Origin of the sequence: Streptomyces sp. RPA4-2 (assembly GCF_012273515.2) — a bacterium.
GTDB lineage: Bacteria > Actinomycetota > Actinomycetes > Streptomycetales > Streptomycetaceae > Streptomyces > Streptomyces kaempferi.
This window is the reverse complement of sequence record NZ_CP050975.2, coordinates 266,953-290,831: the sequence shown is the minus strand read 5'-3', so window position 1 is coordinate 290,831 and position 23,879 is coordinate 266,953. Positions and strand designations below refer to the sequence as shown.

21 protein-coding genes and 2 pseudogenes are annotated in these 23,879 nt (G+C 72.8%); 15 read left to right on the top strand and 8 right to left on the bottom strand.

Annotation, left to right across the window (positions count from 1 at the left end; translation table 11 throughout):
- Positions 1-118: 118 nt before the first annotated feature.
- A complete protein-coding gene (locus HEP85_RS00965) occupies positions 119-715 on the bottom strand; it encodes a TetR/AcrR family transcriptional regulator (RefSeq protein ID WP_168525261.1) in 597 nt (198 codons plus the stop codon).
- Positions 716-880: 165 nt separating this feature from the next.
- On the opposite strand from HEP85_RS00965, the gene HEP85_RS00960 reads away from it, so the two are divergent.
- From HEP85_RS00960 to HEP85_RS00930, 7 genes are all read left to right on the top strand, one after another.
- Positions 881-1,489 carry an ATP-binding protein gene (locus HEP85_RS00960; RefSeq protein ID WP_248001759.1) on the top strand — a complete coding sequence of 203 codons (609 nt, stop codon included), beginning with the start codon at positions 881-883 and terminating at the stop codon, positions 1,487-1,489.
- Positions 1,490-2,223: 734 nt separating this feature from the next.
- Entirely contained in the window at positions 2,224-2,361 is a 138-nt protein-coding gene (locus HEP85_RS00955; RefSeq protein ID WP_168500444.1) for a hypothetical protein, read from the top strand.
- Between the two features lie 112 nt (positions 2,362-2,473).
- On the top strand, positions 2,474-3,319 hold the full coding sequence (locus tag HEP85_RS00950) for a cupin domain-containing protein (RefSeq protein WP_168525259.1): 846 nt from the start codon (positions 2,474-2,476) through the stop codon (positions 3,317-3,319).
- On the top strand, positions 3,316-4,203 hold the full coding sequence (locus HEP85_RS00945) for a cupin domain-containing protein (RefSeq protein WP_168525257.1): 888 nt from the start codon (positions 3,316-3,318) through the stop codon (positions 4,201-4,203). The genes HEP85_RS00950 and HEP85_RS00945 overlap by 4 nt, the downstream gene beginning before the upstream one ends.
- A 5-nt stretch (positions 4,204-4,208) precedes the next feature.
- Entirely contained in the window at positions 4,209-4,742 is a 534-nt protein-coding gene (locus tag HEP85_RS00940) for a GNAT family N-acetyltransferase (protein ID WP_248001758.1), read from the top strand.
- 115 nt (positions 4,743-4,857) lie between these two features.
- Positions 4,858-6,111 carry an MFS transporter gene (locus HEP85_RS00935; RefSeq protein ID WP_369657527.1) on the top strand — a complete coding sequence of 418 codons (1,254 nt, stop codon included), beginning with the start codon at positions 4,858-4,860 and terminating at the stop codon, positions 6,109-6,111.
- Positions 6,112-6,169: 58 nt separating this feature from the next.
- Positions 6,170-7,051: an AAC(3) family N-acetyltransferase gene (locus HEP85_RS00930; RefSeq protein ID WP_329284245.1), complete on the top strand. Its 882-nt coding sequence runs from the start codon at positions 6,170-6,172 to the stop codon at positions 7,049-7,051.
- Positions 7,052-7,186: 135 nt separating this feature from the next.
- Here HEP85_RS00930 and HEP85_RS00925 read toward each other — a convergent pair whose 3' ends face one another.
- Positions 7,187-7,510 carry an acyl carrier protein gene (locus HEP85_RS00925; protein ID WP_329284244.1) on the bottom strand — a complete coding sequence of 108 codons (324 nt, stop codon included), beginning with the start codon at positions 7,508-7,510 and terminating at the stop codon, positions 7,187-7,189.
- Between the two features lie 238 nt (positions 7,511-7,748).
- Positions 7,749-8,135 (bottom strand): hypothetical protein, encoded by a 387-nt coding sequence (locus tag HEP85_RS00920; RefSeq protein ID WP_369657526.1) that lies wholly within the window; start codon positions 8,133-8,135, stop codon positions 7,749-7,751.
- 383 nt (positions 8,136-8,518) lie between these two features.
- Here HEP85_RS00920 and HEP85_RS00915 point away from each other — a divergent pair, with 383 nt between their 5' ends.
- From HEP85_RS00915 to HEP85_RS00895, 5 genes and pseudogenes are all read left to right on the top strand, one after another.
- Positions 8,519-9,859 (top strand): aminotransferase class V-fold PLP-dependent enzyme, encoded by a 1,341-nt coding sequence (locus tag HEP85_RS00915; RefSeq protein WP_369657525.1) that lies wholly within the window; start codon positions 8,519-8,521, stop codon positions 9,857-9,859.
- Positions 9,860-9,916: 57 nt separating this feature from the next.
- On the top strand, positions 9,917-10,906 hold the full coding sequence (locus HEP85_RS00910; protein WP_168525246.1) for a LysR family transcriptional regulator: 990 nt from the start codon (positions 9,917-9,919) through the stop codon (positions 10,904-10,906).
- A gap of 245 nt (positions 10,907-11,151) precedes the next feature.
- Entirely contained in the window at positions 11,152-12,423 is a 1,272-nt protein-coding gene (locus tag HEP85_RS00905; protein WP_168525244.1) for a serine hydrolase, read from the top strand.
- Between the two features lie 395 nt (positions 12,424-12,818).
- A pseudogene (locus HEP85_RS00900) lies at positions 12,819-13,637 on the top strand (DMT family transporter); the annotation flags it as partial.
- Positions 13,638-13,911: 274 nt separating this feature from the next.
- A complete protein-coding gene (locus HEP85_RS00895) occupies positions 13,912-15,708 on the top strand; it encodes a glycoside hydrolase family 15 protein (RefSeq protein ID WP_248002423.1) in 1,797 nt (598 codons plus the stop codon).
- Between the two features lie 23 nt (positions 15,709-15,731).
- Here HEP85_RS00895 and HEP85_RS00890 read toward each other — a convergent pair whose 3' ends face one another.
- Positions 15,732-16,469: a TetR/AcrR family transcriptional regulator gene (locus HEP85_RS00890; RefSeq protein ID WP_168525240.1), complete on the bottom strand. Its 738-nt coding sequence runs from the start codon at positions 16,467-16,469 to the stop codon at positions 15,732-15,734.
- A 94-nt stretch (positions 16,470-16,563) separates the two neighbouring features.
- On the opposite strand from HEP85_RS00890, the gene HEP85_RS00885 reads away from it, so the two are divergent.
- Both HEP85_RS00885 and HEP85_RS00880 read left to right on the top strand, forming a co-directional pair.
- A complete protein-coding gene (locus HEP85_RS00885) occupies positions 16,564-18,015 on the top strand; it encodes a DHA2 family efflux MFS transporter permease subunit (RefSeq protein WP_248001757.1) in 1,452 nt (483 codons plus the stop codon).
- A gap of 367 nt (positions 18,016-18,382) precedes the next feature.
- Positions 18,383-18,919: a hypothetical protein gene (locus HEP85_RS00880; protein WP_329524796.1), complete on the top strand. Its 537-nt coding sequence runs from the start codon at positions 18,383-18,385 to the stop codon at positions 18,917-18,919.
- 24 nt (positions 18,920-18,943) lie between these two features.
- Here the strand turns inward: HEP85_RS00880 and HEP85_RS00875 are convergent, their stop codons facing one another.
- A complete protein-coding gene (locus tag HEP85_RS00875) occupies positions 18,944-19,765 on the bottom strand; it encodes a maleylpyruvate isomerase family mycothiol-dependent enzyme (RefSeq protein WP_248001756.1) in 822 nt (273 codons plus the stop codon).
- 143 nt (positions 19,766-19,908) lie between these two features.
- A complete protein-coding gene (locus HEP85_RS00870; protein ID WP_168525236.1) occupies positions 19,909-20,394 on the bottom strand; it encodes a hypothetical protein in 486 nt (161 codons plus the stop codon).
- Between the two features lie 273 nt (positions 20,395-20,667).
- Between HEP85_RS00870 and HEP85_RS00865 the strand changes: the two genes are divergently transcribed.
- Positions 20,668-21,183 (top strand): DUF5990 family protein, encoded by a 516-nt coding sequence (locus tag HEP85_RS00865; RefSeq protein WP_329284224.1) that lies wholly within the window; start codon positions 20,668-20,670, stop codon positions 21,181-21,183.
- A gap of 129 nt (positions 21,184-21,312) precedes the next feature.
- Here HEP85_RS00865 and HEP85_RS00860 read toward each other — a convergent pair whose 3' ends face one another.
- Both HEP85_RS00860 and HEP85_RS00855 read right to left on the bottom strand, forming a co-directional pair.
- Positions 21,313-22,038, bottom strand: a complete 726-nt coding sequence (locus HEP85_RS00860; protein WP_168525232.1) for a hypothetical protein — start codon at positions 22,036-22,038, stop codon at positions 21,313-21,315.
- A 463-nt stretch (positions 22,039-22,501) separates the two neighbouring features.
- Positions 22,502-23,746: pseudogene (locus HEP85_RS00855) on the bottom strand (methylmalonyl-CoA mutase family protein); the annotation flags it as partial.
- Between the last annotated feature and the right edge of the window lie 133 nt (positions 23,747-23,879).

The following is a 23,879-nucleotide window of genomic DNA, read 5'->3' as shown; positions in this document are numbered from 1 at the left end:
CGGCGGGGCCACCGTGCCCGGACGGACCAGGGATCGGGCGCCGCCGCCCACGGCACCGCCCGCGTGCGCCCCGTCCCGGCTGCGAGGCGGAGCGGCCCGGCGGACTTCTCCGCGCGCCCTAGAGGTCCTGCCAGCCGGGTTCGAGGCGGTCGAGGAGGGTGTGGAAGGCCGCGTCGGCCCGGTCCCAGTCGCCGTCGGTCAGGGGGGCGAGGAGCAGGCCGAAGGAGGCGTCGACCAGGAGGGAGGCCTCCGTCGCGGCCCGGGCCTCGGTCATGCCCAGGTCGCGGAAGACGGAGGTGAGCAGGCGGGTCCACTCGCTCAGCACGTCGCGCACGACGGGCCCGTACCGCTCGGGGTGGAGCAGGCCGGCGGCGAGGACCTCGAGGTAGAGGGGGAGCGTGGCGCGCAGGTCGGGGTTGTTGAACTGCTGCCAGGTCTCCTCCATGAAGCGGCGCACCCCCGCCGCGTCCCGGGGGGAGTCGGCGGCGTTGAACAGGCTCTGGGCGCGCAGGAGCGGTCGCCTCTCGTAGACGGTGAGCGCCTCGGTGACCATGCGTTCCTTGCTCCCGAAGTAGTACAGGAGCATGCGGTCGCTGGTCCCCAGGGCGCGGGCGAGCGGGCGCAGGGACAGGTCGGCCACGCCGTTGTGGATCATGTATTCGCGGACCCGATCCAGGAGGTCGCGTCGTTTGGCCGGGTCGGGCGGCCGTGCCATGGAGGGCTCCCACCTGCAGTGATACGGGACCGAGCGAACCTCGCATGTCCGGTTCGTTTATTTTCGTCCAGGTATTTACCGTAGCACTCGCTACATGTATATTTATGGATGTAGCGAGTGCTACGTGAATGCGGGACGCCGGCAGTACGGAAGGGACTGATTCCCATGGCCGCCTGGGCCATCGACCTCGCCTCGATCTCACGACGGGGATGCTTCGCCTGGTTCTCCGGCGGTCGGACAGAGGGACTCGGGCGGAAGGCTGCCGCGGACCACGCTCAGGACGAAGACCGGCCCGCGAAGGGCGCGCCCACCTCGTGGATCACCCGGAGCCAGGCTCTGTGGTCGCGCTCCCTGGAGCCCCTGCGGCCGCTCGACGCGCCGCGCGCCCGGGCCACCGCCTGGGACGCCTCCTGGCCCCTGCCGAGGGAACTGACCTCGGTCCGCCGGGCCCGGCGCCTGGCCACCGCCCAGCTGAGCGAATGGAATCTGGAGGACCTGGCCGACACCGCCGAACTCCTGGTCAGCGAACTGGTCACCAACGCCCTGCGCCACACACGCGGCCCGCTGCGGCTCAACCTGTACGCACGCGGCTCCGACCTGCGGTGCGAAGTGGAGGACACCGACTCCACCGGCCCCGTACGCCGCGTCGTCGACGCCGACGCGGAGGGCGGACGCGGTACCGAACTGCTCGACCTGCTCACCGAGACCTGGGGCAGCACCCGTACGGCCACGGGCAAGACGATGTGGTTCGAAATATCCACGCGGACGCCCTGACCCAAGAGGCCGCCCGCCCCGCCGGCACAGCTCTGGCGCGCCGGTGGGGCGGCCCGACGGCCGGGGACTTCCCGCTGCACGCCGACCGCGCCACGGCACGTTTCCGCCGCTGACCGCTGACCGCTGACCGCTGACCGCTGACCGCGGGGTCGCGGGCCGTGCCCGGCCGGCCGGCTCCGTCCCGGAGTCCGCCTCGCCCCGGCGACGTCCACCACGGCCCGAAGCGGACCCGTGGCCGCGTCCCCCGAACGCGGCCGCCGACCGCGCCCGCCGTGCCGACCGCGCCAGGCCTCGCCGTGCGGACCGCGCCGTACGGACCGCGCCGTGCCGACCGTGCCGTGACGGGTGCTTCCCGGCATCGCCCCCGCTCCGGGCCTCCTCTCAAGCCGTTCTCGTGCGGTTCTGCGGCAGCCCCCGGCACGGTGCCCGCACACGGCCATGACGCCGCGACCCGGGTCCGTGACGCCGCCACCCGGGTCCGCGATCCCCGAACCGCAGCCCCGGCCCCGCGCACTCCTCACCCCCCATCCCTCCCCCCCAACCCCCCTCCCCCCAACCCCCCTCCCACCGGCCCCCGTTGCCCAACAGGCCCGCCCGTTCCGTCCCGCCCGCCCCGGCGGCGCTCGACCGTCGCACCCGAGCGCGGTCAAGGACCGCGCGAGGCCCCGCTGGCATGCTCCAGGGCAGCTCACCGCACCACCGCGGTGAGAACCCCGCCGCCTGTGGAGGCTGACATGGGTATCCGCGACACGAAGAACGCGATCGACAACTCCGAGAACCCGGAGGAGCTGGCGCAGACGAACATCAGCGCCGAGGAGGAGGACGCCTTCGACTCCCCGAAGACGATCATGAACCAGATCTCCAACGCCTGACACGCCAGACGGCTCCGCCCGGCCGGAACGCCCGCACTCAGCCGAGCGCTCCGGCCGGCGCCCGGACACCGAAGACACCAGAGCCCTGGGGGTCGGGTTGAACACGTCGCTCGTGGACACTCTGCGCGGCGAGGGCATCTTCGCCGACGCATGGAACAAGGAATTCAGGATCCTCCGCGGCGCGGTCGATCCCGCCGGCCACCTCTCCTCCGCCTTCATCGAACAGAAGCTGGACGCCAGCCTGCTGCGCTGGCCCTACTTCTCGGTGCTGCGCCACGGAGCCGTACCGCCGGAAAGCGCCTACACCCGCTCCAGGGACGTCATCGGGCACCAGCGCCCCGGCTTCCCCGACGCCGCGGCCGTCCGCCGGCTGATGTCGGCCGGAGGCACCCTCAAGCTCAACCAGCTCTCCGACTGGCACCGCCCCACCCGCACCGTCGTCGAAGAGCTCCAGGCCGCCGCCCCGGTCGCGGTGGCCTCCTACGTGTTCTGGACCCCGCCCGAGAGCCGCGGCATGCTCCCGCACCGCGACGCCTCCCACGTCGTGGCCCTCCAGCTCGAAGGCCGCAAGGAATGGCAGCTGTACGCCGGCTCGCAGCAGGTCCGTGCCGACGCGGGCCTCGACGTCGATGCCGCCCACCCCACCCACACCTTCGTCCTGGAACCCGGTGACGTGCTCTATCTGCCGCACGGCTGGCCCCACGACGCCGTCGCCCGCGACGGCGACTCCCTCCACCTCACCTTCACCCTCACCGAGCCCACCCCCGACGACCTCCTCGAGGCGCTCGGCCGCCACCTCCTGGACGCGGACCCCGGCCTCGCCCACCGCTTCCACACCACCACCCTCGAACAGCGCACCGAGCACGTCCGCACCGCCCTGCTCGCCCACACCCGCCACCTCGACGACGACACCTGGGCCCACGCCGCCCTCACCGCCATGCGGGAGGTGACGGGATGACCACCACCCGGATCACCCTCAAGGACCTGGTCGGCGACACCGACGCGTTCTTCCGCGACCACTGGGCCACCCAGCCCGCCGTCTTCCGCGCCTCGGCCGACCTGACCGGCCTGATCACCGAGCAGGAGATGTGGGAGGAGGTGGACTGCGGGCTGCTGATCCGCCCCTACTTCACCGCCTTCGACGAAGGCGTGCGCACCGCCGTCTCCGAGATGACACGCTCGCGCACCATCGTCGGCCACCACGTCCCCGGCTACATCAACCCCGGCCAGATCAAGGCGGACTTCGCCGCCGGCGGCACCTTCAAGTTCAGCCAGCCCGAACACTGGCACCCCCGCCTGCGCGCCCTCGTCCAGGCACTGGCACCCGAATTCCGCGCCGAACTCGAGTCGTTCGTCTTCCTCAGCCCGCCCGGCAAGACCGCCATCGCCGCCCACATGGACGGCTCCCACGTCCTCGTCCTGCAGATCGCCGGCGTCAAGGACTGGGTGGTGGGCCGCCTCGACGAGACCTCGACCAGCGACTCCGACCGCTACACCGGCGGCGTCATCCCCTACGACCGGCGCATGGAGGTCACCCTGCGCCCCGGCGACGTGCTCTACATGCCGCACGGCACCCCGCACTCCGCCACCGCCCGCATCGGCACCTCCCTCCACATCGCCGTCACCATCGAGGAACCCACCCCCCAGGACCTCGCCAACGTCTTCCTCGCCGAACTCCTCGGCCTGCCCGAGTTCGAGGCCCTCACCCGGCACCACCACGAACTGTCCCCGGCCGAACGCCTCACCCGGCTGCGCGCCCTGCTCACCCGCACCCTCGGCGCGGCGGACGGGACCCAGGTGCTCAAACAGGCCGTACGGCTCAAGGCCGGGCACCTCGGATGAGACCGGTGCTGCGCCCGGCGACCGTGCTGCGCCCGGTGACCTCCGCGGACCTCGACCGGTTCGACACGGAGTTCGCCGGGCCCGACAGCCCTGGCCCCTACCAGTGGTTCGGGCACACGCCGACCCTGCGGCTGCGCCGGCTGCTCGACGAGCGAGGCCTGCTCGGCGGTGACGAGAACATGCTGTCCGTCACCGTCGACGACACCCTCGCCGGACGCGTCGAGTGGTTCCGCCGCGCGTGGGGACGCGTGGAGACCTCCGCCTGCTGGGAGATCGCGATCGGCCTGTTCGCCGCGCACCGCGGCCAGGGCATCGGAACCCAGGCGCAGCGCCTGCTCGTGGACTACCTCTTCACCCACACCCGGGCCGAACGCGTCCAGGTGTGCACCGACGCCGACAACCTCGCCGAACAACGCGCGGCCGAGAAGGCCGGCTTCGAACTGGAAGGCCGGGTCCGCCGCGCCCAGTGGCGCGCCGGCACCTGGCACGACCAGCTCCTCTACTCCGCCCTGCGACCCCTCGGCCCGCCCGCCCCCTGACCCTCCACCACCCCGACCCCGACCCCGAAGCCGAACCCGAACCTGAAGCCGAACCCGAAGCCACAGATACAGCCGTAGCCGTAGCCGTAGCCGTACGACCGAGCGGAGAGCGCGCATGCCCCTGTTCCCGGCCAGCCTGAACGGCCCCGCACGGCAGCTCGCCGTCCTGCACGGCATCGACGGCATCGGCGTGGGCCTGTACATGGCCGGCTCCGCGGTCTACCTCACCCAGGTCACCGGCCTGAGCCCGGCCCAGATCGGCATGGCACTGTCCGCCGCCGGACTGACCGGGCTGCTCGCCTCGGTGCTGTTCGGCATGGTCGCCGACCGCACCGGGGCACGCCCGCTGCTGACCTGGCTGCTGATCGGGCTGGGCTGCGGCTACCTCGCGCTGCCCGCCGTGCACTCGGCCTGGCAGTTCGTCGTCCTGGCGGTGGCGGTGGGCGCCCTGCAGTTCGGCACCGGCCCCTCCTTCATGTCCCTGATCGCCGAACTCGTCCCCGGCCAGGACCGGGTGAACGCGCGCGCCGCCATCCGCTCCGTCGGCAACGCCAGCATGGGCCTGGGCACCCTGGCCGCAGCGGTCCTGCTCGCCGTCGGCACCCGTGGCGCCCTACAGGTCATCCCGCTCGCCAACGGCGTCACGTTCGTGGTGGCGGGCCTGCTGGTGCACCGGCTGCCCGCGGCCGCCGCCCGCCCCGCCCCGCCCGCCGCGGGACGCTTCACGGCGCTGCGCGACGGGCCGTTCCTGCGGGTCGTCGCGGTCAACGCGGCGCTGTCGCTGCACGACTCCGTGCTGGCGGTGGCCATCCCGCTGTGGATCGTCGTCGGCACCGGCCTGCCCACCGTGCTCACCCCCCTGCTCATCGGACTCAACACCGTGCTGTGCGTGCTGCTCCAGGTCCGGGCGGCCAGGGGCAGCGACGACCTGCCCGGCGCCGCCCGCCTCGCCCGCCGCGCGGGCCTGGCCGGCGCGGCGTCCTGCCTGCTCCTGATCCCCACCGGCCATCTCGGCACCCTCACGGCCGGGTTCCTGGTGTGCGCCGCCTTCGTGGTGATGACCGGCGCCGAACTGTGGCACGCGGCCGGGTCCTTCGGCATCGGCATCGGCCTGGCCCCGGAGGACCGGCGCGGCGAGTACCTCGGCGCCTTCCAGCTCCATCACGGCCTGCAGTCGATCCTCGGCCCGCTGATCCTGACCGCGTTCATCGGCCACGGCTCCGGCCTCGGCTGGACGGCGGCCGCGGTCCTGTTCACCGCCGCGGCCCTCCTCGTCCAGCCCGCGGTACGCGCCGCCTCCGCCGCCTCCGCCGCCTGGGCCGGGGTGCCGGCACCCCGGCCCACCGCGGACCAGCCCGCCCTGGACTGAACCCGAAGACACCACGGACACCACAGCACCACAGACACCGCAGATACCGGAGGCACGGATGCTGCACCCCGCCGCCGATGCCCGCACCCCCGGCCCCTACAGCGGCCGCGAACTGGCCCGGGACCTGCGGGCCCTGGGCGTCGAACGCGGTGACGTCGTCATGGTCCACACCTCCCTGAGCGCCCTGGGCTGGACGGTGGGCGGTCCCGTCGCCCTCCTGCGGGCCCTGCGGGAGGCCGTCGGGGCGTCGGGAACCCTCGTGGTGCCCGCCTTCACCACCTACCTGACCGACCCGGCGACCTGGGTCCAGCGGCCCGTGCCCCCCACATGGTGGCCCCACATCAGGGCGTCCCTGCCCCCGTTCGACCCGGACGTGCACCCCGTCCAGCCCCGCCTGGGCCGCTTCCCCGAGTTCGTACGGACCCTGCCCGGCACCCACCGCTCCACGCACCCGCTCTACTCGCTGGCCGCCTCCGGCCCCGCCGCGCCCGCCCTGCTCGCCGCCCACCCGCTGCCCTACGGCCTGGGCGCGCGCAGCCCGCTGACCGCGCTGGGCGGTGCGGCCGCGAAGGTCCTGCTGATCGGAGTGGGCTGGGACAAGTGCACCGTCCTGCACCTGGCCGAACACCTCACCCCCTACCCGGGGCGCCGCGTCCACCGCATGCGGGTGCCGCGCGCGGGAGCCGACGGAGCCACCGTCTGGCAGGACAGCGACCAACTCGTCATGTACGAGGGTGACTACGCGCGCATCGGCGACCGGGCCGCCCGTGCCGGTCTGGTCCGGGAGGGCCCCCTCGCCGCCGCCGGCGCCCTGTTGTGCCCGGTCGCCGCACTCGTGGACCTGGCCTGCGGCTGGCTGGAGCGGCACCGCGACCTGAGCGCCTGGGGCGTGGCACCGAACATGACCGGCGTACGGGAGGCCCCCGCCACGGCGCTGTGACCGGCGGGGGCCTTCTTCCCGGCTGCTTTCGGCTGTTCCCGGCACCGCCACCGGCGCCGGGGGTGGCGTCGCAGATGGTGTCGGGAGTGTCCGGGGGAGCGGTGGTGCGGCTGCCGCCGGGGTGTCCGGCAGGGGTCAGGCGACGGCCCAGGGACCCAGGTCACGCGTACGCCGGCCGGCCGCCGAGGGCCGGCTCTCGTCCCAGGCCGGCTGCAGCGCGGCGGAGAGGATGCCCCACAGCTGACCGGCGGTCAGGGTGTGGACGGGGATGACGACCTGGCCGGCCAGACTGACCCGGAACACCGACTCCAGTGCGCCGACGATGCCGATCAGTGCCATCGAGTCCAGCCCGTAGGCCTCCATCGGAACGTCGGCAGCGGGCTCCTTGTCCTTGCCGAGCCCCGGCAGGCCCTGGCGCAGTACGTCCTCGAATTTCGCGTTCCACGGTACGTGGGCCATCGGGCGACTTCCTTCCGGACACGGGAGAGGTGAAGCGGTGCTCCGAGCAGCACCGTGCCGGATCCCGCTCGAGCCGCCGTGGACACCTGCTCAGGCCGGCCGCCGCGATCAACCGGCACACGACCGAAGCCCCCGCCACGGCACTGCCGGCGGGGGCCTCAAGATTCGGTTGGTTCGGTGGGCCCGGTGGGTGCGGTAGGTCCAGCGGGTCGGTGGTCTGTTACGGCATCCGTGCCCGTCAGACGGCCGCGCTGCCGGCCGCGAGGGGCCAGCCGATGTCGTCCGTGGCCGCGACGGTGACTGCCTTGGGCCAGCCGATGTTGCTGTCGTCGGCGGAGACGGTGACCGTCTTGGGCCAGCCGATGTTGTCGTCGGCCGTGGCGTAGGCGGCCTTGGGCCAGCCGATGTCGTCCGTGGCCGCGACGGTGGTGGCCGTCTTGGGCCAGCCGATGCTGTCGTCGGCGGAGGTGCCGGCGGCGGCCGGCCATCCGATGGCGGAGGAGGCCGTGGTGCCCGCCGACTGCGGCCGGCCGATGCTCTGCGTGGCAGCGCTGACGCCGGCGGCGGTGAGGACGGCGGAGGCGACGGCGGCGGTGGTGACGGCGATGCGGGCGATGTTCTTCATGACGGCTCCTCCGTGGCAATGAAGCGGATCTGCGTTGGTAACTTCTTGCCAAGAAGCTTGGCAACGCGAACTCGGGAGCCGCTCGGCATTCGCTGGAGATGAGCTGGAGACCCGCGAGAGGCGGGCGGCTACCTGCGCGGATGCCTGGCAAAGTTTGTCAACAACCCTGCTTCCGGGCCCGATCGGGGCCGGTTCCGAGAGGGTGAACAGCGCGTTCGCGGCCCTTTCGCTAGAGCGCCGCCGGAGCCGGCGTTGCCACTTCACCCCCGTGCTAGGCAACATATTGCCAAGCACGTTGGCAATGCTTGTTCGTGACGGGTCGGGCACAGCGGCCCCCGCGTCCTGGCAGCCGATGGCCCCGACAGCGGGGGGAGGCCCCGGAAATGAACGCGACGCCGTCATCCACGGATCAGAAGGACCGAAGGGACTACGCGCCCACCAGCGACAGCACGGACCGCACGGACCGCACGGACAGCACGGACAGCACGGACCGGAGTGACCGCACGGACCGCAACAGCCTGGACGGCCGGAGCGAAGCGGGTGGTCCGGGCGGCCGGACGGTCCATCTGGACACGGCAGGCCGGGGCCGTATGCCCGCCGCCGTACGGGCACTCGTCGCCGACTGCGCGGCGCGTGAGGACCGCTACGGGCCGCACGAACTCGAGGAACACCTCGCACACGTCCTGCGCACCGAGATCCACGACCGTCTCGGCGCACTGCTCGGCGTCCCGGCCGCCGACACCGCCGTCGTCACGGACGCGGCCACCGCCTTCGACGCGCTGGTCCGCGGCCTCGGCCCCGGCCGCGGCGACCGGATCTGGACGACCCCCTACGAGGGGGTGGCCAACCTGACCGCCCTGTACGCCCTGCGCGACCGCACCCGCTGCCGGCTCGAGGTCGTCCCGCTGCGCGAGGACGGAGACCTGGACCTGGAGTGGATGGCCCGGCACATCGACGACGACGTGGCCCTCGTCTCGGTCGTCCACGTCCCCTCCGGCCGCGGCATCGTCAACCCGGTCGAGACCATCGGGCGGATCCTCGCCCCGCACCGGTGCCTGTACGCCGTCGACGCCTCCTACGCGGTCGGCCAGCTCAGCGTGGACGCCGCCCGTACCGGCTGCCATCTGCTGACCGGCGACGGCTGGCGGTTCCTGCGCGGCCCCCACGACGTGGGATTCGCCTACCTGGCACCCCGGTTGCGGGACATGTTCGAGGAGGCCGCCGCACACCGCCCCCCGCCGCAGAACGCGGCCGTCGCGGGCCTCAACGCCGCCCTGGCGCACCACACGGCGACCCTCACCGGGCCCGCCGGACACGACGGGCTGCGGCTGCTGCCCGCCCTGCGCGCCGCCGTCGAGGAGACACCCGGCACCGAACTGATCACGCCCGGCCTGGTCCAGTCCGGCATCCTCGCCTTCCGCCACCGAGAACTGCCCGCCTCGCTCGTGCGCCGGCAACTCGCGGCCCGCGGCGTCGCCCTGTGGAAGACGGTCGCGCAGGAGATCCCGCTCCTGGACCACCCCGCGGGCACCGCCCTGCGCGCGTCCCTCCACCACGACACCACCCCCGACGACATCACCCGCTTCGGCCACGCCCTCCAAGCCGTCGTCCGCGAGGAACGCCCGCACCCCATGGCCCCCGCCCGGCCGCCCGCCACACCGCTCCCGCTCCGCCGGTCCCCGCCCGGACGGCCGTCCCCCGTCCGCCCACCCGCCGCCACCTGACCCTGTGCCCCACGCCCTGACCCCGCAACGCCCGTACGGGTTGGTGAGAATGGGGGCGTGCGTCATGACATCAACCCCAGGCTGCTGCGCGCCTTCGTGGCCGTCGCCGAAGAGTTGCACTTCACCCGGGCCGCCGCCCGGCTGTTCGTCGCGCAGCAGGCGCTCAGCCGGGACATCCGGCACCTGGAACGGGTGTGGGGCAGGGCCTTGTTCGAGCGGGACACCCGGCATGTGGCCCTGACCCGCGAGGGGCAGCGGCTGCTGCCCGTCGTGCGGCACGTTCTGACCGCCCAGGAACAGCTGGGCCGGGAACTGGAGCAGCCCCCGGCCGGGGAGAGCGCCCGCCCGTTGATCGTCGACGTCGCGCTCCACGGCTCCACCGGGCCACGCGTACTGGCGGCGGCCAGGGAAGCGGCCCCCGGTCTGGAGTTCGTCTCCCGGTTCCACAGCGGCCTGACGCGGGCGGCGGCCGAGATGGCGGACGGCCGGCTCGACGTCTCCTTCGGCCGCGTCGCCGGGCTGCCGAGGGCTGTCCGTGCCGGTCTGGAACACCGGCTGATCCGCTACGACCGACTGGCGGTGCACCTGCCCCCGGAACACCGGCTGGCCGCCTTGCCGCGGGTGCCGCTGGCCGCGCTCGCCGGCGAAACCGTGTACGCCGCCGCGGGCAACGAGGACACCACCGAATGGACGGACTACGCGCGCGCCCTGTTCGCGGGCCGCGGTATCGGCCTGGCGCCGCCCTTCCCGAAGATCGAGGGCGAGGCCGAGTTCCGGCGGGTCATGCGCAAGCACGGCTGGTCGGTCCTGGCCAACGTCGACTTCGCGGATGTTCCGGAGATGGCCCTGCGTCCCCTGACCGACCCGGTGCCTCTTTCCCCGGTCTCCCTGGTCTGGCGCCGCGGCCTTCGCCATCCGGGAGTGAGAGCTCTGGCCGACGCCGCCCAAGCCCTCGGCACGGCCGAGGGCTGGCTCGAACGGCCGCCGGACTCCTGGCTCCCCGACGCCGACCGCACCCTCGCCGCGGAGCCCTCGCACAGCTTCTGAACCACATCATCCGGCCCCCCGGCGGCTGAACACGCCGCTGCCCGGTTGCCGGTGCCGTTCGGGGGGGCCGTACCGCCCGACGGGCGACGGCCCCCCGGCCCTCCTATCCTGAGGAGGACAGGACCCCAAGCCCCGTGTCCCACGGCACCGCTGCGCACCGCAGCCCGTCGCGTGGCCTCCGTCCGCGACGACCGGGCCCGGTCCGCATGTGCTTGCCCCGGTCCTCACGTGCTTGGAGTCAGCCCATGACCCACTCGGGCACCCGTCTGCGCAGGGGAGCCGTCACCGCCGCCGTGGTGGGAGCGCTCATCGCGGCGGCCGCGGGCTGCACCGCCCGGGGCACGACCGCGACCGCCTCCGTCCCGGCCGCCGCCGACGCCACGCACGCCACCGCGTCCCCTTCACCGTCCGGCCCGGCGACGGGCGGGGTCCGCACCCTCACCCCTGCCGTGACCCGCCAACTCGACGCGAGCGTGCGGCAGGTCATGGGCGAGGCAGGCGTGCCCGGGGTGACCGTGGGACTGTGGACGCACGGCCAGGGCACCTACGTACGGTCGTTCGGCGCCGCCGACAGGAGCGACGGGCGCAAGATGTCGCCGGACCTGTACACACGGATCGGCAGCGAGACCAAGACCTTCACCGTGACGGCACTGCTCAAGCTGGTCGACGAGGGCAGAGTGGGCCTGGACGACCCGATCGGCAGATACGTGGGCGGCGTGCCCGGCGGCGACGGGATCACGCTGCGGGACCTCGCCGGGATGCGCAGCGGCCTGTTCAACTACACCGACGACCCGGCCTTCTTCAAGGCCCTCACATCCGACCCGCAACGGCCCTTCACCCCACCGCAGTTGCTCAGCTACGCCTTCGGACACCGCCCGCTGTTCCCGCCGGGGCGGAAGTTCTCCTACAGCAACACCAACCTCATCCTGCTCGGCATGGTCGTGGAGAGGGCCGGCGGTATGCCGGCCGCGGACTACATCCGCGAGAACGTCCTCGCGCCGGCCGGCATGGACCACACGCTCCTCCCGGCCGACGCGGCCTTCCCGGCCCCGCACGCCCAGGGCTACACCGACCAGACCGCGAGCGGCGCGGTCGAGGAGACCGCCGGCTGGAACCCCTCCTGGGCCTGGACGGCCGGCGCGATGATCTCGAACCTGGACGACCTGCACACCTGGGCCCGCACGGTCGCCACGGGCGTCCTGCCCGACGGCACGACCCTGATCGGCTCCACCACCCAGAAGCAGCGGCTGACCACGCTCCCCACCACGATCCCGGGTGCCGGGTACGGCCTGGGCATCTTCGACGTCCAGGGCTGGATCGGTCACAACGGCTCCATGCCGGGCTACGAGTCCCTGACCGTCTACCTGCCGTCGGCCCAGGCCACCCTGGTCGTGCTCCTGAACACCGACATCAGCCACGACGGCGCCGAGCCCAGCACGCTCGTCGGCGAGGCGGTCACGAAGATCGTCTCACCGGGACACGTCTTCGACCTGCCCGCACAGCACGCGGCCCGCTGACCGCGCACCCTCACCATTGGCACCGGCACCACCACCGGCACGCGCGGCGGTGCACCAGCGCCCCCGGGGACTGCCGCCCCCGGACCCCCGCCCGCCCGAAGGACTCGTCCTCAAGCACCGGACGGGCTCACAGGCATGGCCCGGGTGCCGGTCTTTGAGGGCGACGACCGGTCGGCGCGGGCCCGCGTATCCAGCCCGTCCGGCGTTTGAGGACGAGGCCGTTCAGGCCGATGCGGGGGTCCGGGGGCGGCAGCCCTTCGGCGTCACGCGCCGCGCCGTCAGGGGGCGGACACCGCGCCGTCGCGGGAGCATGGGCATGACCGGCCCCCACGCCGGGCCACATCCGGCAGACACGGGAACGCCGGGACACACCGAGGAGGGACAGGCCGGTGGGCATGGTGGTCTCCGTCGTCTTCGCCCTGCTGGCCGCCGCCAGCAACGCGACCGCCACCGTCCTCCAGCGCCGCGCCGCCCAGGACGTCCCCCTGTCCGAAGGCTTCCGCGCCCGCCTGTTCGTCGACCTGCTGCACCGGCCGGCCTGGCTCGGCGGCATGGCCGCGGTCATGGCGGCGGCCTGTTTCCAGGCGCTGGCCCTGGTCAACGGCGCCCTGGCCGTCGTACAGCCGATCTTCGTCCTGGAACTCCCCTTCGCCCTGCTGATCGGCGGCCTGGTGCTGCGCCGGCGGGTGACCCGGCGCGGCTGGACGGCCGTGGTGTGCATCGCCGCCGGGCTGGGCGTCGCACTGGCCGCGGCGGCACCCTCGGCGGGCACCGGCCAGGCCGCGGCGGGCGGCTGGGTGGTGGCCATCGTCTGCTGTGTGGGCGTCATGACGGCCGCCGTCCGGATCGCGCTGCGCCTGCCCGCCGGACGCGCCCGCGCGGCCTGCTTCGGCAGCGCCGCGGCCATCGGCTACGCGCTCACCGCGGCCCTCATCAAGGACGCCACCCACGCCTGGCAGACGGGCGGCGTCACCGGCTTCTTCCTCGCCTGGCAGACCTACGCCTTCGCCGCCGCCGGGGTCTGCGCACTGTTCCTGCTGCAGAACGCCGTCCAGTCCGGCCCCCTGGTCGCCTCCCAGCCCGCCCTCACCCTCGGCGACGCCCTGGTCAGCCTCGCCCTGGGCGTCACCCTGTACGCGGAGGAGGTGCGCACCGGCTGGTGGCTGGTCCCCGAGATCGCCGGGGGCTTAAGCCTGATCCTGTACGGAGTGGTCCAGCTGGCCCGGATCCCCCTCGCCCAGACCCTGGTCTCGCGCCCCCCGCCCGCCACCGCGGCCGGACCTGATCCCGCCCCCGCCGCCGCCCCGGGCGGCCCCGCTCGCTCCCCAAGCCCAGGTACCGAGGACTCGCTAGCCTGGAGTGGCAGGGGTGGCCAGGCCGACAGCCCGAGGAGGCTGACGTGGCTGAAGCGACTACCGACACCGGAGCGACGGAGGGCCCCGCCCCGGCCCCGGTGCGCCCGGCCCCCGCGCCGACACACCCGCCTACCTGCCGATCGCCGAACACGGCCTGATCGGCGACCTGCGCAGCGCGGCCCTGGTCGGCACGAACGGCACCATCGACTGGTACTGCTGCGCACGCTTCGACGCGCCCAGCGTCTTCGCCTCGATCCTCGACGCGGAGCGGGGCGGCTCCTTCGAACTGGCCGCGGACGTCCCCGCCCGCACGAAGCAGTTCTACTTCCCCGACACCAACGTGCTCATCACCCGCTTCTTCGCGGAGGACGGGGTCGGTGAGATCCAGGACTTCATGCCGGTCGTCGACGACTCGCGCGAGGCCGACCGGCACCGCCTGATCCGCCGCGTGGTGTGCGTGCGCGGAACGCTGCCCTTCCGTGCGCGCGTGGCTCCCCGCTTCGATTACGGCTGCGAGCCGCACACCGTGCACCCGTACGACGGCCAGGTGGTCTTCAAGTCGGCCTCCCTCCATCTCGCGCTGACCTCCACGGTGCCCATCGAGGTCGACGGCCCGGACGTGTGGTCGCTGTTCAAACTCCACGAGGGCGAGTCCGCCGTCTTCACCATCGACCGCATCGGCGGTGAGGTGGCACCGCGTTTCTGCGCCGTGGCCGAGGCGGAGAGGGAGTTCAACGCGACCGTGCGCTACTGGCGGCACTGGCTGTCCCAGTCGCGCTACCGCGGCCGCTGGCGGGAGATGGTGCACCGCTCCGCCCTCACCCTGAAACTGCTCACCTACGCGCCGACCGGCGCCATCATCGCCGCGCCGACCACCAGCCTGCCCGAGCAGATAGGCGGCGAACGCAACTGGGACTACCGCTACGTGTGGGTCCGCGACGCCGCGTTCTGCGTCTACGCGCTGCTCAGGCTCGGATTCATCGACGAGGCCGAGGCCTTCATGGGCTTCCTCACCGAGACCGTCGGGCTCGAGTCGGTGAGCGCGTCCCAGGCCGAGGGACCCCTGCAGATCATGTACGGCATCGACGGCCGCCGCGACCTGTCCGAACGCGAACTGCCGCATCTGGAGGGCTACCGCGGATCGGCCCCCGTACGCGTCGGCAACGCCGCCGTCGGCCAGCTGCAACTGGACATCTACGGGGCACTCCTCGACTCGTTCTACCTCTACGACAAGTGGGGCAAGCCCATCTCCAGCGGGCACTGGGACAGCATCTGCGAACTCGTCGACTGGGTGTGCGACCACTGGGACCAGCCCGACGAGGGGGTGTGGGAGACCCGCGGCGGACGCAAGCCGTTCCTGTACTCGCGGCTGATGTGCTGGGTCGCGATCGAACGGGCGATACGGCTGGCCCGGCACCGCGGCCTGCCCGCCGACATCGTGCGCTGGGGCGGGGCACGGGACGCGATCTACCGGCGGATCATGAGCCATGGCTGGTCCGCCGAACGCCGCGCCTTCGTCCAGTACGAGAACAGCTCCATCCTCGACGCGTCACTGCTGATGATGCCGCTGGCGAAGTTCATCTCCCCGACCGACCCGAAGTGGCTCGCCACCCTGGACGCGCTGGGCGAGGACCTGGTCTCCGACTCACTGGTCTACCGCTACGACCCGCAGGCCAGCCCCGACGGCCTCCAGGGCGAGGAGGGCACGTTCTCGATCTGCTCGTTCTGGTACGTCGAGGCCCTCACCCGTGCGGGCCGGCTGGACGAGGCCCGGCTCGCGTTCGAGAAGATGCTCACCTACGCCAACCACCTCGGCCTGTACGCGGAGGAGATCGGCCACACGGGCGAACAGCAGGGCAACTTCCCCCAGGCGTTCACCCACCTCGCCCTGATCAGCGCGGCCTTCAACCTCGACCGCAGACTCGGCTAGCGAATCCCGCCTGCGCGGGCCTCTCACCGTGAACCCGGGAGCCCGTCGATCATCAGGCCGATGGTGAAGTCGAAACGGTCGTGGACGGTCCCGGCGGTGAGCTCGACGGCGTAGCGCTTGGTCCGGGGGAAGGTGTCGGGCAGCGCGGCGAACCGGCGCAGCAGTTCGTCGCGGCTGACGACCCAGCCGTCGTCGCCGCGGCCGATCCGGCTGTTCGCCAGGGAGACCTCGAGGCTGTAGGCGTTGACGTAGAGCGACAGCGAGTCCAGTGCCCAGGCGGCGGTCTGCGGGTCGATGCCCCCGGCGAGCAGGATGGCGAGCATGCCCTCGCCGACACGCAGCGTGTCCAGATTGGACGGAGCGGCGGCGAAGGCCGCCCGGGAGATACCCGGATACCGCAGATACTGGTCGCGCAGCTGGGTGCAGACACCGGCGATCTGCTGCCGCCAGGCGGCGGGGTCCGGCTCGGGCAGGTCGATCCCGGCGCACAGCCGGCCGATGAGCAGCTCGTCCAGGTCCTCCTTGTTGACCACGTGGGCGTAGAGCGACGACGGCCCCGTCTCCAGCGCGGCGGCCACCCGCCGCATCGTCAGGGCGTCGTACCCCTCCGCTTCCACGATGGCGAACGCGGTGCTGATGATGGCGTCGACCGTGATCGGCTTCTTGCGCCCGCCGGACGGTCCACGCCGGGCCGCGGGCGCGCTCGAACCGGTGCCGAGCTGGTGCCGGGCTGCGCGCCGTTGCTCCGGAGTCGGTGACATACGAGCAGTCTAACCAATCGGCGAACAGTGTTCCGCGCATCCAGGAACGGTGTTCGTATTGTTCAGAACGCCGATCCGATGTAGAACGGCGTTCGTGTCCATTGACCAGCGCTCGTCCGAGGCGCCTCCCACCAGCACACCGCCGTCGCGCACCGCATGGCTCGTCCTGACCGTCGTGGTCATGGCCGACGTCATGGATCTGATCGACTCCAGCATCGCCACCCTCGCCGGCCCGTCCATCCACGCCGACCTCGGCGGCGGCCAGTCCACCGTCCAGTGGGTGCTGAGCGCCTACACCGCGGCCTTCGCGCTCGGCCTGGTCACCTCGGGACGGCTCGGGGACCTGCTCGGGCGCCGACGGCTCTTCCTGCTCGGCATGGCCGGCTTCACCCTGACCTCGCTGGCCTGCGGGCTCGCACCCGACCCGGTCTTCCTGATAGTCGCCCGCACCCTGCAGGGCCTGTGCGGGTCGGTGATGATCCCGCAGGGGCTGGCCCTGGTGAAGGTCGTCTTCCCGCCGCAGCACCTGCGCAGGGCGCTGACCCCGGTCGGCCCGCTGATGGGCCTGACCATGGTGGGCGGGCCCATCCTGGCCGGCTGGCTGCTCCACCTGAATCTGTTCGGCAGCCAGTGGCGCTCCATCTTCCTGGTCAACGTGCCGCTCGGCGTCGTCGCCGCCGTGCTCGCCCGCCGGGTCCTGCCCCACCGCGGCGGGGAGGACCCGGCCGCCCGCCTCGACCTCACCGGCGTCGGCCTGCTCACCGCGGCCTCGGCCCTGCTCATCGTCCCGCTCATCCAGGGACGCGACCTCGGCTGGCCCGCCTGGACCTACGTCATGATGGGCGCCTCGGCCGTCCTGCTCGCCCTGTTCGTCGTCTCCCAACGGCACAGCCGGCACCCGGTCATCACACCGTCGCTGTTCCGCAAGCGCAGCTTCGTCGTCGGCCTGGTGATCGTGGCCGGGTTCTACGCGTCACTGAGCGCGTTCGTCCTCGTCATCAACCTGCTGCTGCAGCAGGGCATGCACTGGACACCGCTGCACACCGGCCTCACGCTGATCCCCTGGGCCCTCGGCACGGCCGTCGCCGTCCTGCTCGCGGGCGCCGTGCTCGCCGAGAAGCTGGGACGCGCGAGCCTGCACCTGGGGCTGGCCATCGCCGTCATCGGCCTGCTGGCCCTGTGGTGGTCCCTCGCCCACTTCGGCGCCGGCATCACCGTCTGGAAGCTGGCGCCCGCGCTGCTGCTGACCGGCTTCGGTTCCGGGCTGGTGTTCGTCCCGCTGGTCGACTTCATCATCGGCGACGCCACCGCCGAGGAGGTCGGCACCGGCGCGGGCCTGCTCAACGCCGTCCAGCAGTTCGCCGGCGCCATCGGCGTCGCCGCCCTCGGCACGGTGTTCTTCGCCCGCGCCGGGCACCCGTCCCCGTCGTCCTGCCTCGCCGCCGCGGAACTGGTCTTCGCCATCGCCGCGGGCCTGAACCTCCTGACGCTGCTGCTGGTGGGCCTGCTGCCCCAGCACGCCCAGCGGGCGCACGGCCAGGCCTGAGCTTCGACGTCCCACCGCTGACACCGCCGCCGGCAACCCCTGAGGACGGCGACGACCCTCAGGGGCGGCGGACACAGCCTTGTGAGACGGCGCCACCCTCCGAAGGGCGGCGGACAGCCCTTGAGGACGGCGGCACCCCCTGAAGGGCGGCGGACAGCCCTTGAGGACGGCGGCAGCCCCTGCGGGCGGCGACAAGCCTGCGGGGGTGGCGGGCAACCTCACACCCCGTTCTGTGACCTACGCCCTGTCGCCGTCACAACGGCCGCCCTTACGTTTGACTGCCACGCACCTGCCCCCCTCCCGGCGCCACGAAGCCCGCGACCTGGTCGGGCACGGGCACGGCGGGCACATGCGAAGGACGGTCACCATGCCCAGCGAACTCTCACCCGTCATCAGCGCCTCCGCGCGCTGGCTGCTGTCGGCGTTCCCGCCGGCGGCCGGCTCGCTGAACCATGCCCTGGCCGAGGCCCAGGCACAGCACGCGGTCACCATCGCCGCCGCGCTGCGCTACCCCACCCCGCTGGACGCCGAACTGCTCAGCCTGCTCGGCCCCGGGGGCTCGGGCCGCCTGGACTACGTGACCGGCGCCGACGTGCACACACCGACCGGCGCCGAATACCTCTGGCGCACCTGGGTCGACGAGACCGTCGTCAGCTGGGCGGCCTGCCTGCTGGCCGACGCCGATCTCGCCGCCGTGGCGACGGCCTGCCTGGCCGCCACCCACCACGGCACCGACGGCATCGGCAGCGCACGCAGGCTCACCGTCCCCAGCCCCCGCGACCACCGGGCGGCGCCCCTGCTGCGTCACCCGGATCTCCTCGACCCGATCGCCGACCTCCACCGCGAGACCCTGCTCGGCCTGCTGGATGCCACCCCCGCGGCCGGCGCACCCGGCCCGAGGTGACCGCCCCCGCCGCGCTCGCCGCGCTCAGGGTGCCTCGAACAGGCCGGGGAAGCGGGGAGCGAGCCAGGGCCTGCGCCCCCAGACGGTGATGCCGCCCCGCCCGATGGCGCTCCACTGGCCACGGCGGCCGAGCGCCATCAGCAGGAAGGTGACCGGCTCCGTCAGGATGGTGCAGTCCGGCCGGGCCGGCGGCCGCGGATCGACCTGTACGACCCCGTCGGCCACCGTCACACCGAACCGGGTGCCGCCCCGCAGCCGGATCGTGTAGCGGGCGCTCAGCCCGGCCGCACGGGCGGTGTCCGTCACCCGCGGCATGGCGGTGAGCAGGAACGGCACGGTCAGCTCGACCCGGGCACGGTCGATCATGTGCGGACGGCCCAGCGCGCGGGCGAGGTCGTATCCATGACCCAGCATGTGGGTCAGCAGGTAGGACCCCAGCACGTCGGCGCCCATCGGGCCCAGCGGGGTGACGAGGGTTCCCCGCGCGGCACCCGCGTCCCACGCCTTCAGATACGCCTCGGCCTGCGCCTCGATCATCGCGGCCAGCGGCTGCGCCCTCCGCTCGCCGAACGCGGCGAGCGCCCGCTCGTTGGCCGCGGCGAGACTCTGCGGCGTCCCGTCCCCGTAGCCGCGTACCTGCCCTGCCGCGAGCTGTGCCATCAGTTCGTTGGCCTGCGCCAGATGCGCCGCCGCCTCCCCGACGCTCCACCGCGACCCGGGTACCGGGACATCCATGTCCGTGTCCCGGCGCAGCAGTGCGGCGATCTCCCGGGCGGTTTCGCGGATGGCCGCGTCCAGCCCCTCGGGCAGCGCGTTCCCTACGTCCTGCCCGACCACCGACTCCACGCCGCTCCCACCTCAGGTCCCGGCCTCCGCGCCGGAACGCGCGGCAGCCCGGCGAGCCGGCAGGCGGACGCCTGCCGGTCAACCGGGGTACAGAACACCAGGTGAAGCGGCCCGCGACAAGACCCTGGGCACAGCCGTCAAGATCAGTTCCACAGGGGGTAGGAGACCGTCTGCCCGTATCCGGCGGGCTTGCTGTCGGTGTAGGAGAGCCTCAGCCGGGTGTACTGCGAGATCTGGGGGTTCTTCTTCCAGGCCTGCGGGCGGTCGAGCCGTACGGTGACGGGGTATTCGCGGAAGGTCCCCGCGGCGCAGTACGGCTTGCAGTCGTTGACCGCGTTGATGCCCGTGGCCACCGCGGAGTTGGCGTCCCAGCTCGACCACCGCAGCGAGGTGAGACGGCTGTTGCCGTCACCGCAGGCGAGCACGAAGTTCCCGGGCTCCACCTGGGGATGCCAGAAGCAGTCGACGATGACGGGCTGCGTCGGCACCTGGGGCTGCATCGACTCCTGCGCGAGGGTGTGCGCGGACCGCGGCGACGTCACAGGAGCGCCGTCCGCCGCTCCCATGACCGTGGCCAGCGATACCGCGGCACAGAACGTGAGTGCCGCCCTGACGGTGAGTTTTCGCATGTCCGCTCCCGGCCGCCATTCTCCCTGGACTCATCTGGCCCCCACGTCCGTCCGGCCCGCCGGGCCCCGCCCGCAACGGCGGACGACGACCGGCTGCCTTCCCACGCGGAGGATGCCTCCTCCCACCGACGCTACGACCCAGCCGGGAGATCCACCACTCGCACGGAGCAGCACCACTTGTGGAACGGTCCGCCCCGCGCGCCGGGCCCCGTCGCGAACCCCGCCACGCCACCGCGAGGCGCCCGCCACGGCCACGGCGGGATGATGGCCGGCATGCGCATCCGTATCGACGCCGTCGACCTGCCAGGCCGCACCTGCCCGGCCCCCGCCGACGCCGCCTTCCCCGTGTACCGCGACATCCATGTCGCCGTGCAACGCCGTGACCGTCCCGCCGAACTCCTCGACCCGCAGCCCGGTGACGCCCGGTCCGCGACATGGACCCTGCCGTGCACGGCGACCGTCTCGCCGGCCGGCACCGACGTCCAAGGCCCCTACGTACAGGACCGCCTGGGCCGCCGGTTCGTCTACCTGTCCTGGGGCACCGTCGACGAGTCGGGCGTCTTCACGATGTTCCGCCGCGCCAAGCTGATGCTCGACGCCGTGCCCGCGCAGGTGCTCGCCGACGCCGCGCGCGAAGGCCTCCTCGTCGGACACCTCGGCCTCAGCGACGCGCACGGCAACCCCTTGTGCGCACGTGTCGAACCTCCGCACATCACCTGGACCGCCGGCCCTGCCCAACCCGTCGGCCGGAACAGGCACATGAGGGTCCCCGGCGCCACGTCCGCATGAGGGCGCCGCCGAGGCGGTGAAGGGCACCGGCCCGCCCATGACGGTGAGCGCCGATGCGTCCGGCACGGACATGAAGGTGTTCTTCGGCGCGGACCGGGCCGCGCGGGTACGGCTGCGCATGCCGTCGCGTCAGTCGGTGACCGGGGTCTTCTGCTCCGGGGCGGCCTGCTGCGCGGAGTCGTCGCCCGCACCGGTCCCGGCCGCCGTGTAGTACACCGAGGTGCCCTGCTTACTGCGCTGGGCGCGTCCCTTGGCGACCAGTCCCTCCACCGTGGTGCGCACGACCGTGGCCTTGACACCGCGCTCGGGGTGGGTCTCGGAGAGCGTGGAGGTGATCTCCGCGGCGGACCGCGGTTCGGACTGCCGGCTCAGGTGGTCGTGGATGAGCTCGACCAGGGTGGGCTTGCCCGCGGCCGCCGGTGCCGGTGCAGGCGTCTTCGCGGCGGCCTTCGTCCCCGCGCTCCTGGAGGTTGTCTTGACGGCCTTGACGGCCTTGACGGGCTTGGTGGCCTTGACGGCCTCGGAGGCCTTGGCAGGCTTGGCGGCAGCCGCCTTCTGCTGCTGCTTGACGGGCTTGGACTTGGGTGCGGCGGAAGCCTGCCGCGGCACCGAGGCCACCGTCACGGCGGCCTCGGCCGCCTTCGCACCGGCCGCGGCGGGGGCCTCGTCACCCAGCGTCCGACGCAGGTTGACCAGCAGGTCCTGATCGCGCCGCAGTGCCTCCAACAGCTCCTGGAGAGCTGTCACCTCGGCGCTGATACGTTCCTGTTCCTTGGTGTTGCGCTCAAGGTCCGCGGTGAGCTGGGCCGCGTACTGCGACTGGAGTTCGGTGGTCTCCGAGTGGACTTGGGTCATGACAGTTCCTTCTTCCGGGATGTCTGAATCGGTCCTGAGGGCGGATGGTACCTGCATCATCTGGCCATGATCCTGTGCGTGTTCGGGCTCGCGCGCACCGGCCGACTCCCAAGGATGCCGTGCTCGGGGCCCACATGACAGCAAGGAAGGCCACCTGTGAGTGGCACCACCAGCGCGTATCGAGGGTGTCTCATTCCCCTCATCAGCACGAGACATCCCCGGGGAGACAACCCCGCGCGGACCACGGCCGATACCGGCCGCAGCGATGTGTGGCAGGCGCACACACCAACTCCCCTCCGGGCCGGGGCCGCTGAGATCGGCCACGTCGTAGGAGGCACAGTCCCAGACAACGGGGTGCGGCACCGGGGAGAACAACGGAACTCACCCGAACGGCACCCCGTCGGTGGACCCTCTCGTTGAGGGGACTCGTCGCGGGCACCCACCACCTGCCCGGCCCCGCCCGCTACGCGGCGGGCTGAAAACCAGCGCCCCACACCTGCCGCAGTGTGTCGCAGACCTCACCCACCGTGGCTCCGGAGGCAAGTGCCCCCTTCATCGGAGGGAGGACGTTGTCAGGTCCCTCCGCCGCCTTGCGCACCGCGATGAGCGCGTCGTCGACCCGGTCGGCACACCGCCAGGCACGCAGTTTGGCCAGGCGCTCGGTCTGCCGCTGTTCGGCGACGGGGTCGAGGCGGGCCGCCTCGTCCAACCCGTCCCCGTCGAGGCGAAGGTGAGAGTGGGCGGCGCGCCCGATCTCGTCCTCCTGGAAGCCATGACCGAGGGCGGCGACCGCGCCACCCAGCTCGTCCACCCGCAGCATCAGCTCCAGCGCCGCGGCCTCCAGAGCGTCGACCGTCCGCGCCGCGGCCCGACCGCCCGCGAACGGGCGCACGGTGGGGGCGGGCCCGTACAGCCGGCCGCCGAGCACCGCGGCCAGGCCCCGCACCGCCCTGCGCACCGGCATACGCGAGGCGGGGCCGCGCGCACCGAACTGCTCGCCCAGCACCCGCGACCAGACGCGCCGGGCCGCACGCAGGGTGGCGAGCTCCTCCAGGAGCGTGGCCCGCGCGCCGAAGAGGAACGACAGCCGCGGCGCGAAGTCGTCCACATCCGTCCCGTACGCGACCGCCGTCCGCAGGTACTCGACACCCTCGGCCAGGGTGAAGGCGATCTCCTGCGCGGGCGTGGCTCCCGCCTCCGCGAGGGCGCGCCCCGAGATCGAGAGCGTGTTCCACCCGGGCAACTGCGCACGGCAGTAGGCGAAGAGGTCCGCCGCCAGCCGCAGGGACGGCTCCGGGGGGAAGACGTACCTGCCCCGGACGACGTACTCCGCCAGCACGTCGTGGTGGACCGTGCCGGTCAACCGGTCGGCGCGCAGGCCCTGTTCCTCGGCGACCAACTGGTACAGCAGCAGAAGCACGGCCGCCGGCGCGCCGACGGCCATCGACGTCGACACCCGCTCCAGGGGGATCCCGGTGAACAGCACCCGCATGTCGTCGATGGAGTCGACCGCCACCCCCGCCCGGCCCACCTCACCGCTCGCGAGGGGGGCGTCCGAGTCGAGACCCCACTGCGTGGGCAGGTCGAAGACGACCGACAGCTCCGTCGTGCCGTGCGCGACCAACCGCCGGTAGTAGGCGTTGGACTCGCCCGCGGTGGTGAAACCGGCGGACCGGTGCGTGCTCCAGGGGCAGACGGTGAACATCGATGTTCGTCCCTCCGAAAGGCCCGGCGTACCGCGGGAGCGCCACGGGTGGTCATCGTGGGGGCAGGGGCTAAAGCCCGGGCAGCGCGACCATCACCGCTAGGACCTGCCGAAACCCGCCGACGGTGTGACAGGG

Coding starts and splice junctions, on each gene's coding strand:
- HEP85_RS00925 (WP_329284244.1), bottom strand. CDS start 7,510: ATGGCCCACGTACCGTGGAACGCGAAATTCGAGGACGTACTGCGCCAG.
- HEP85_RS00890 (WP_168525240.1), bottom strand. CDS start 16,469: ATGTCACCGACTCCGGAGCAACGGCGCGCAGCCCGGCACCAGCTCGGC.
- HEP85_RS00915 (WP_369657525.1), top strand. CDS start 8,519: ATGAACGCGACGCCGTCATCCACGGATCAGAAGGACCGAAGGGACTAC.
- HEP85_RS00955 (WP_168500444.1), top strand. CDS start 2,224: ATGGGTATCCGCGACACGAAGAACGCGATCGACAACTCCGAGAACCCG.
- HEP85_RS00905 (WP_168525244.1), top strand. CDS start 11,152: ATGACCCACTCGGGCACCCGTCTGCGCAGGGGAGCCGTCACCGCCGCC.
- HEP85_RS00960 (WP_248001759.1), top strand. CDS start 881: ATGGCCGCCTGGGCCATCGACCTCGCCTCGATCTCACGACGGGGATGC.
- HEP85_RS00930 (WP_329284245.1), top strand. CDS start 6,170: ATGCTGCACCCCGCCGCCGATGCCCGCACCCCCGGCCCCTACAGCGGC.
- HEP85_RS00945 (WP_168525257.1), top strand. CDS start 3,316: ATGACCACCACCCGGATCACCCTCAAGGACCTGGTCGGCGACACCGAC.
- HEP85_RS00920 (WP_369657526.1), bottom strand. CDS start 8,135: ATGAAGAACATCGCCCGCATCGCCGTCACCACCGCCGCCGTCGCCTCC.
- HEP85_RS00860 (WP_168525232.1), bottom strand. CDS start 22,038: ATGACCCAAGTCCACTCGGAGACCACCGAACTCCAGTCGCAGTACGCG.
- HEP85_RS00935 (WP_369657527.1), top strand. CDS start 4,858: ATGCCCCTGTTCCCGGCCAGCCTGAACGGCCCCGCACGGCAGCTCGCC.
- HEP85_RS00965 (WP_168525261.1), bottom strand. CDS start 715: ATGGCACGGCCGCCCGACCCGGCCAAACGACGCGACCTCCTGGATCGG.
- HEP85_RS00870 (WP_168525236.1), bottom strand. CDS start 20,394: ATGCGAAAACTCACCGTCAGGGCGGCACTCACGTTCTGTGCCGCGGTA.
- HEP85_RS00880 (WP_329524796.1), top strand. CDS start 18,383: ATGCCCAGCGAACTCTCACCCGTCATCAGCGCCTCCGCGCGCTGGCTG.
- HEP85_RS00865 (WP_329284224.1), top strand. CDS start 20,668: ATGCGCATCCGTATCGACGCCGTCGACCTGCCAGGCCGCACCTGCCCG.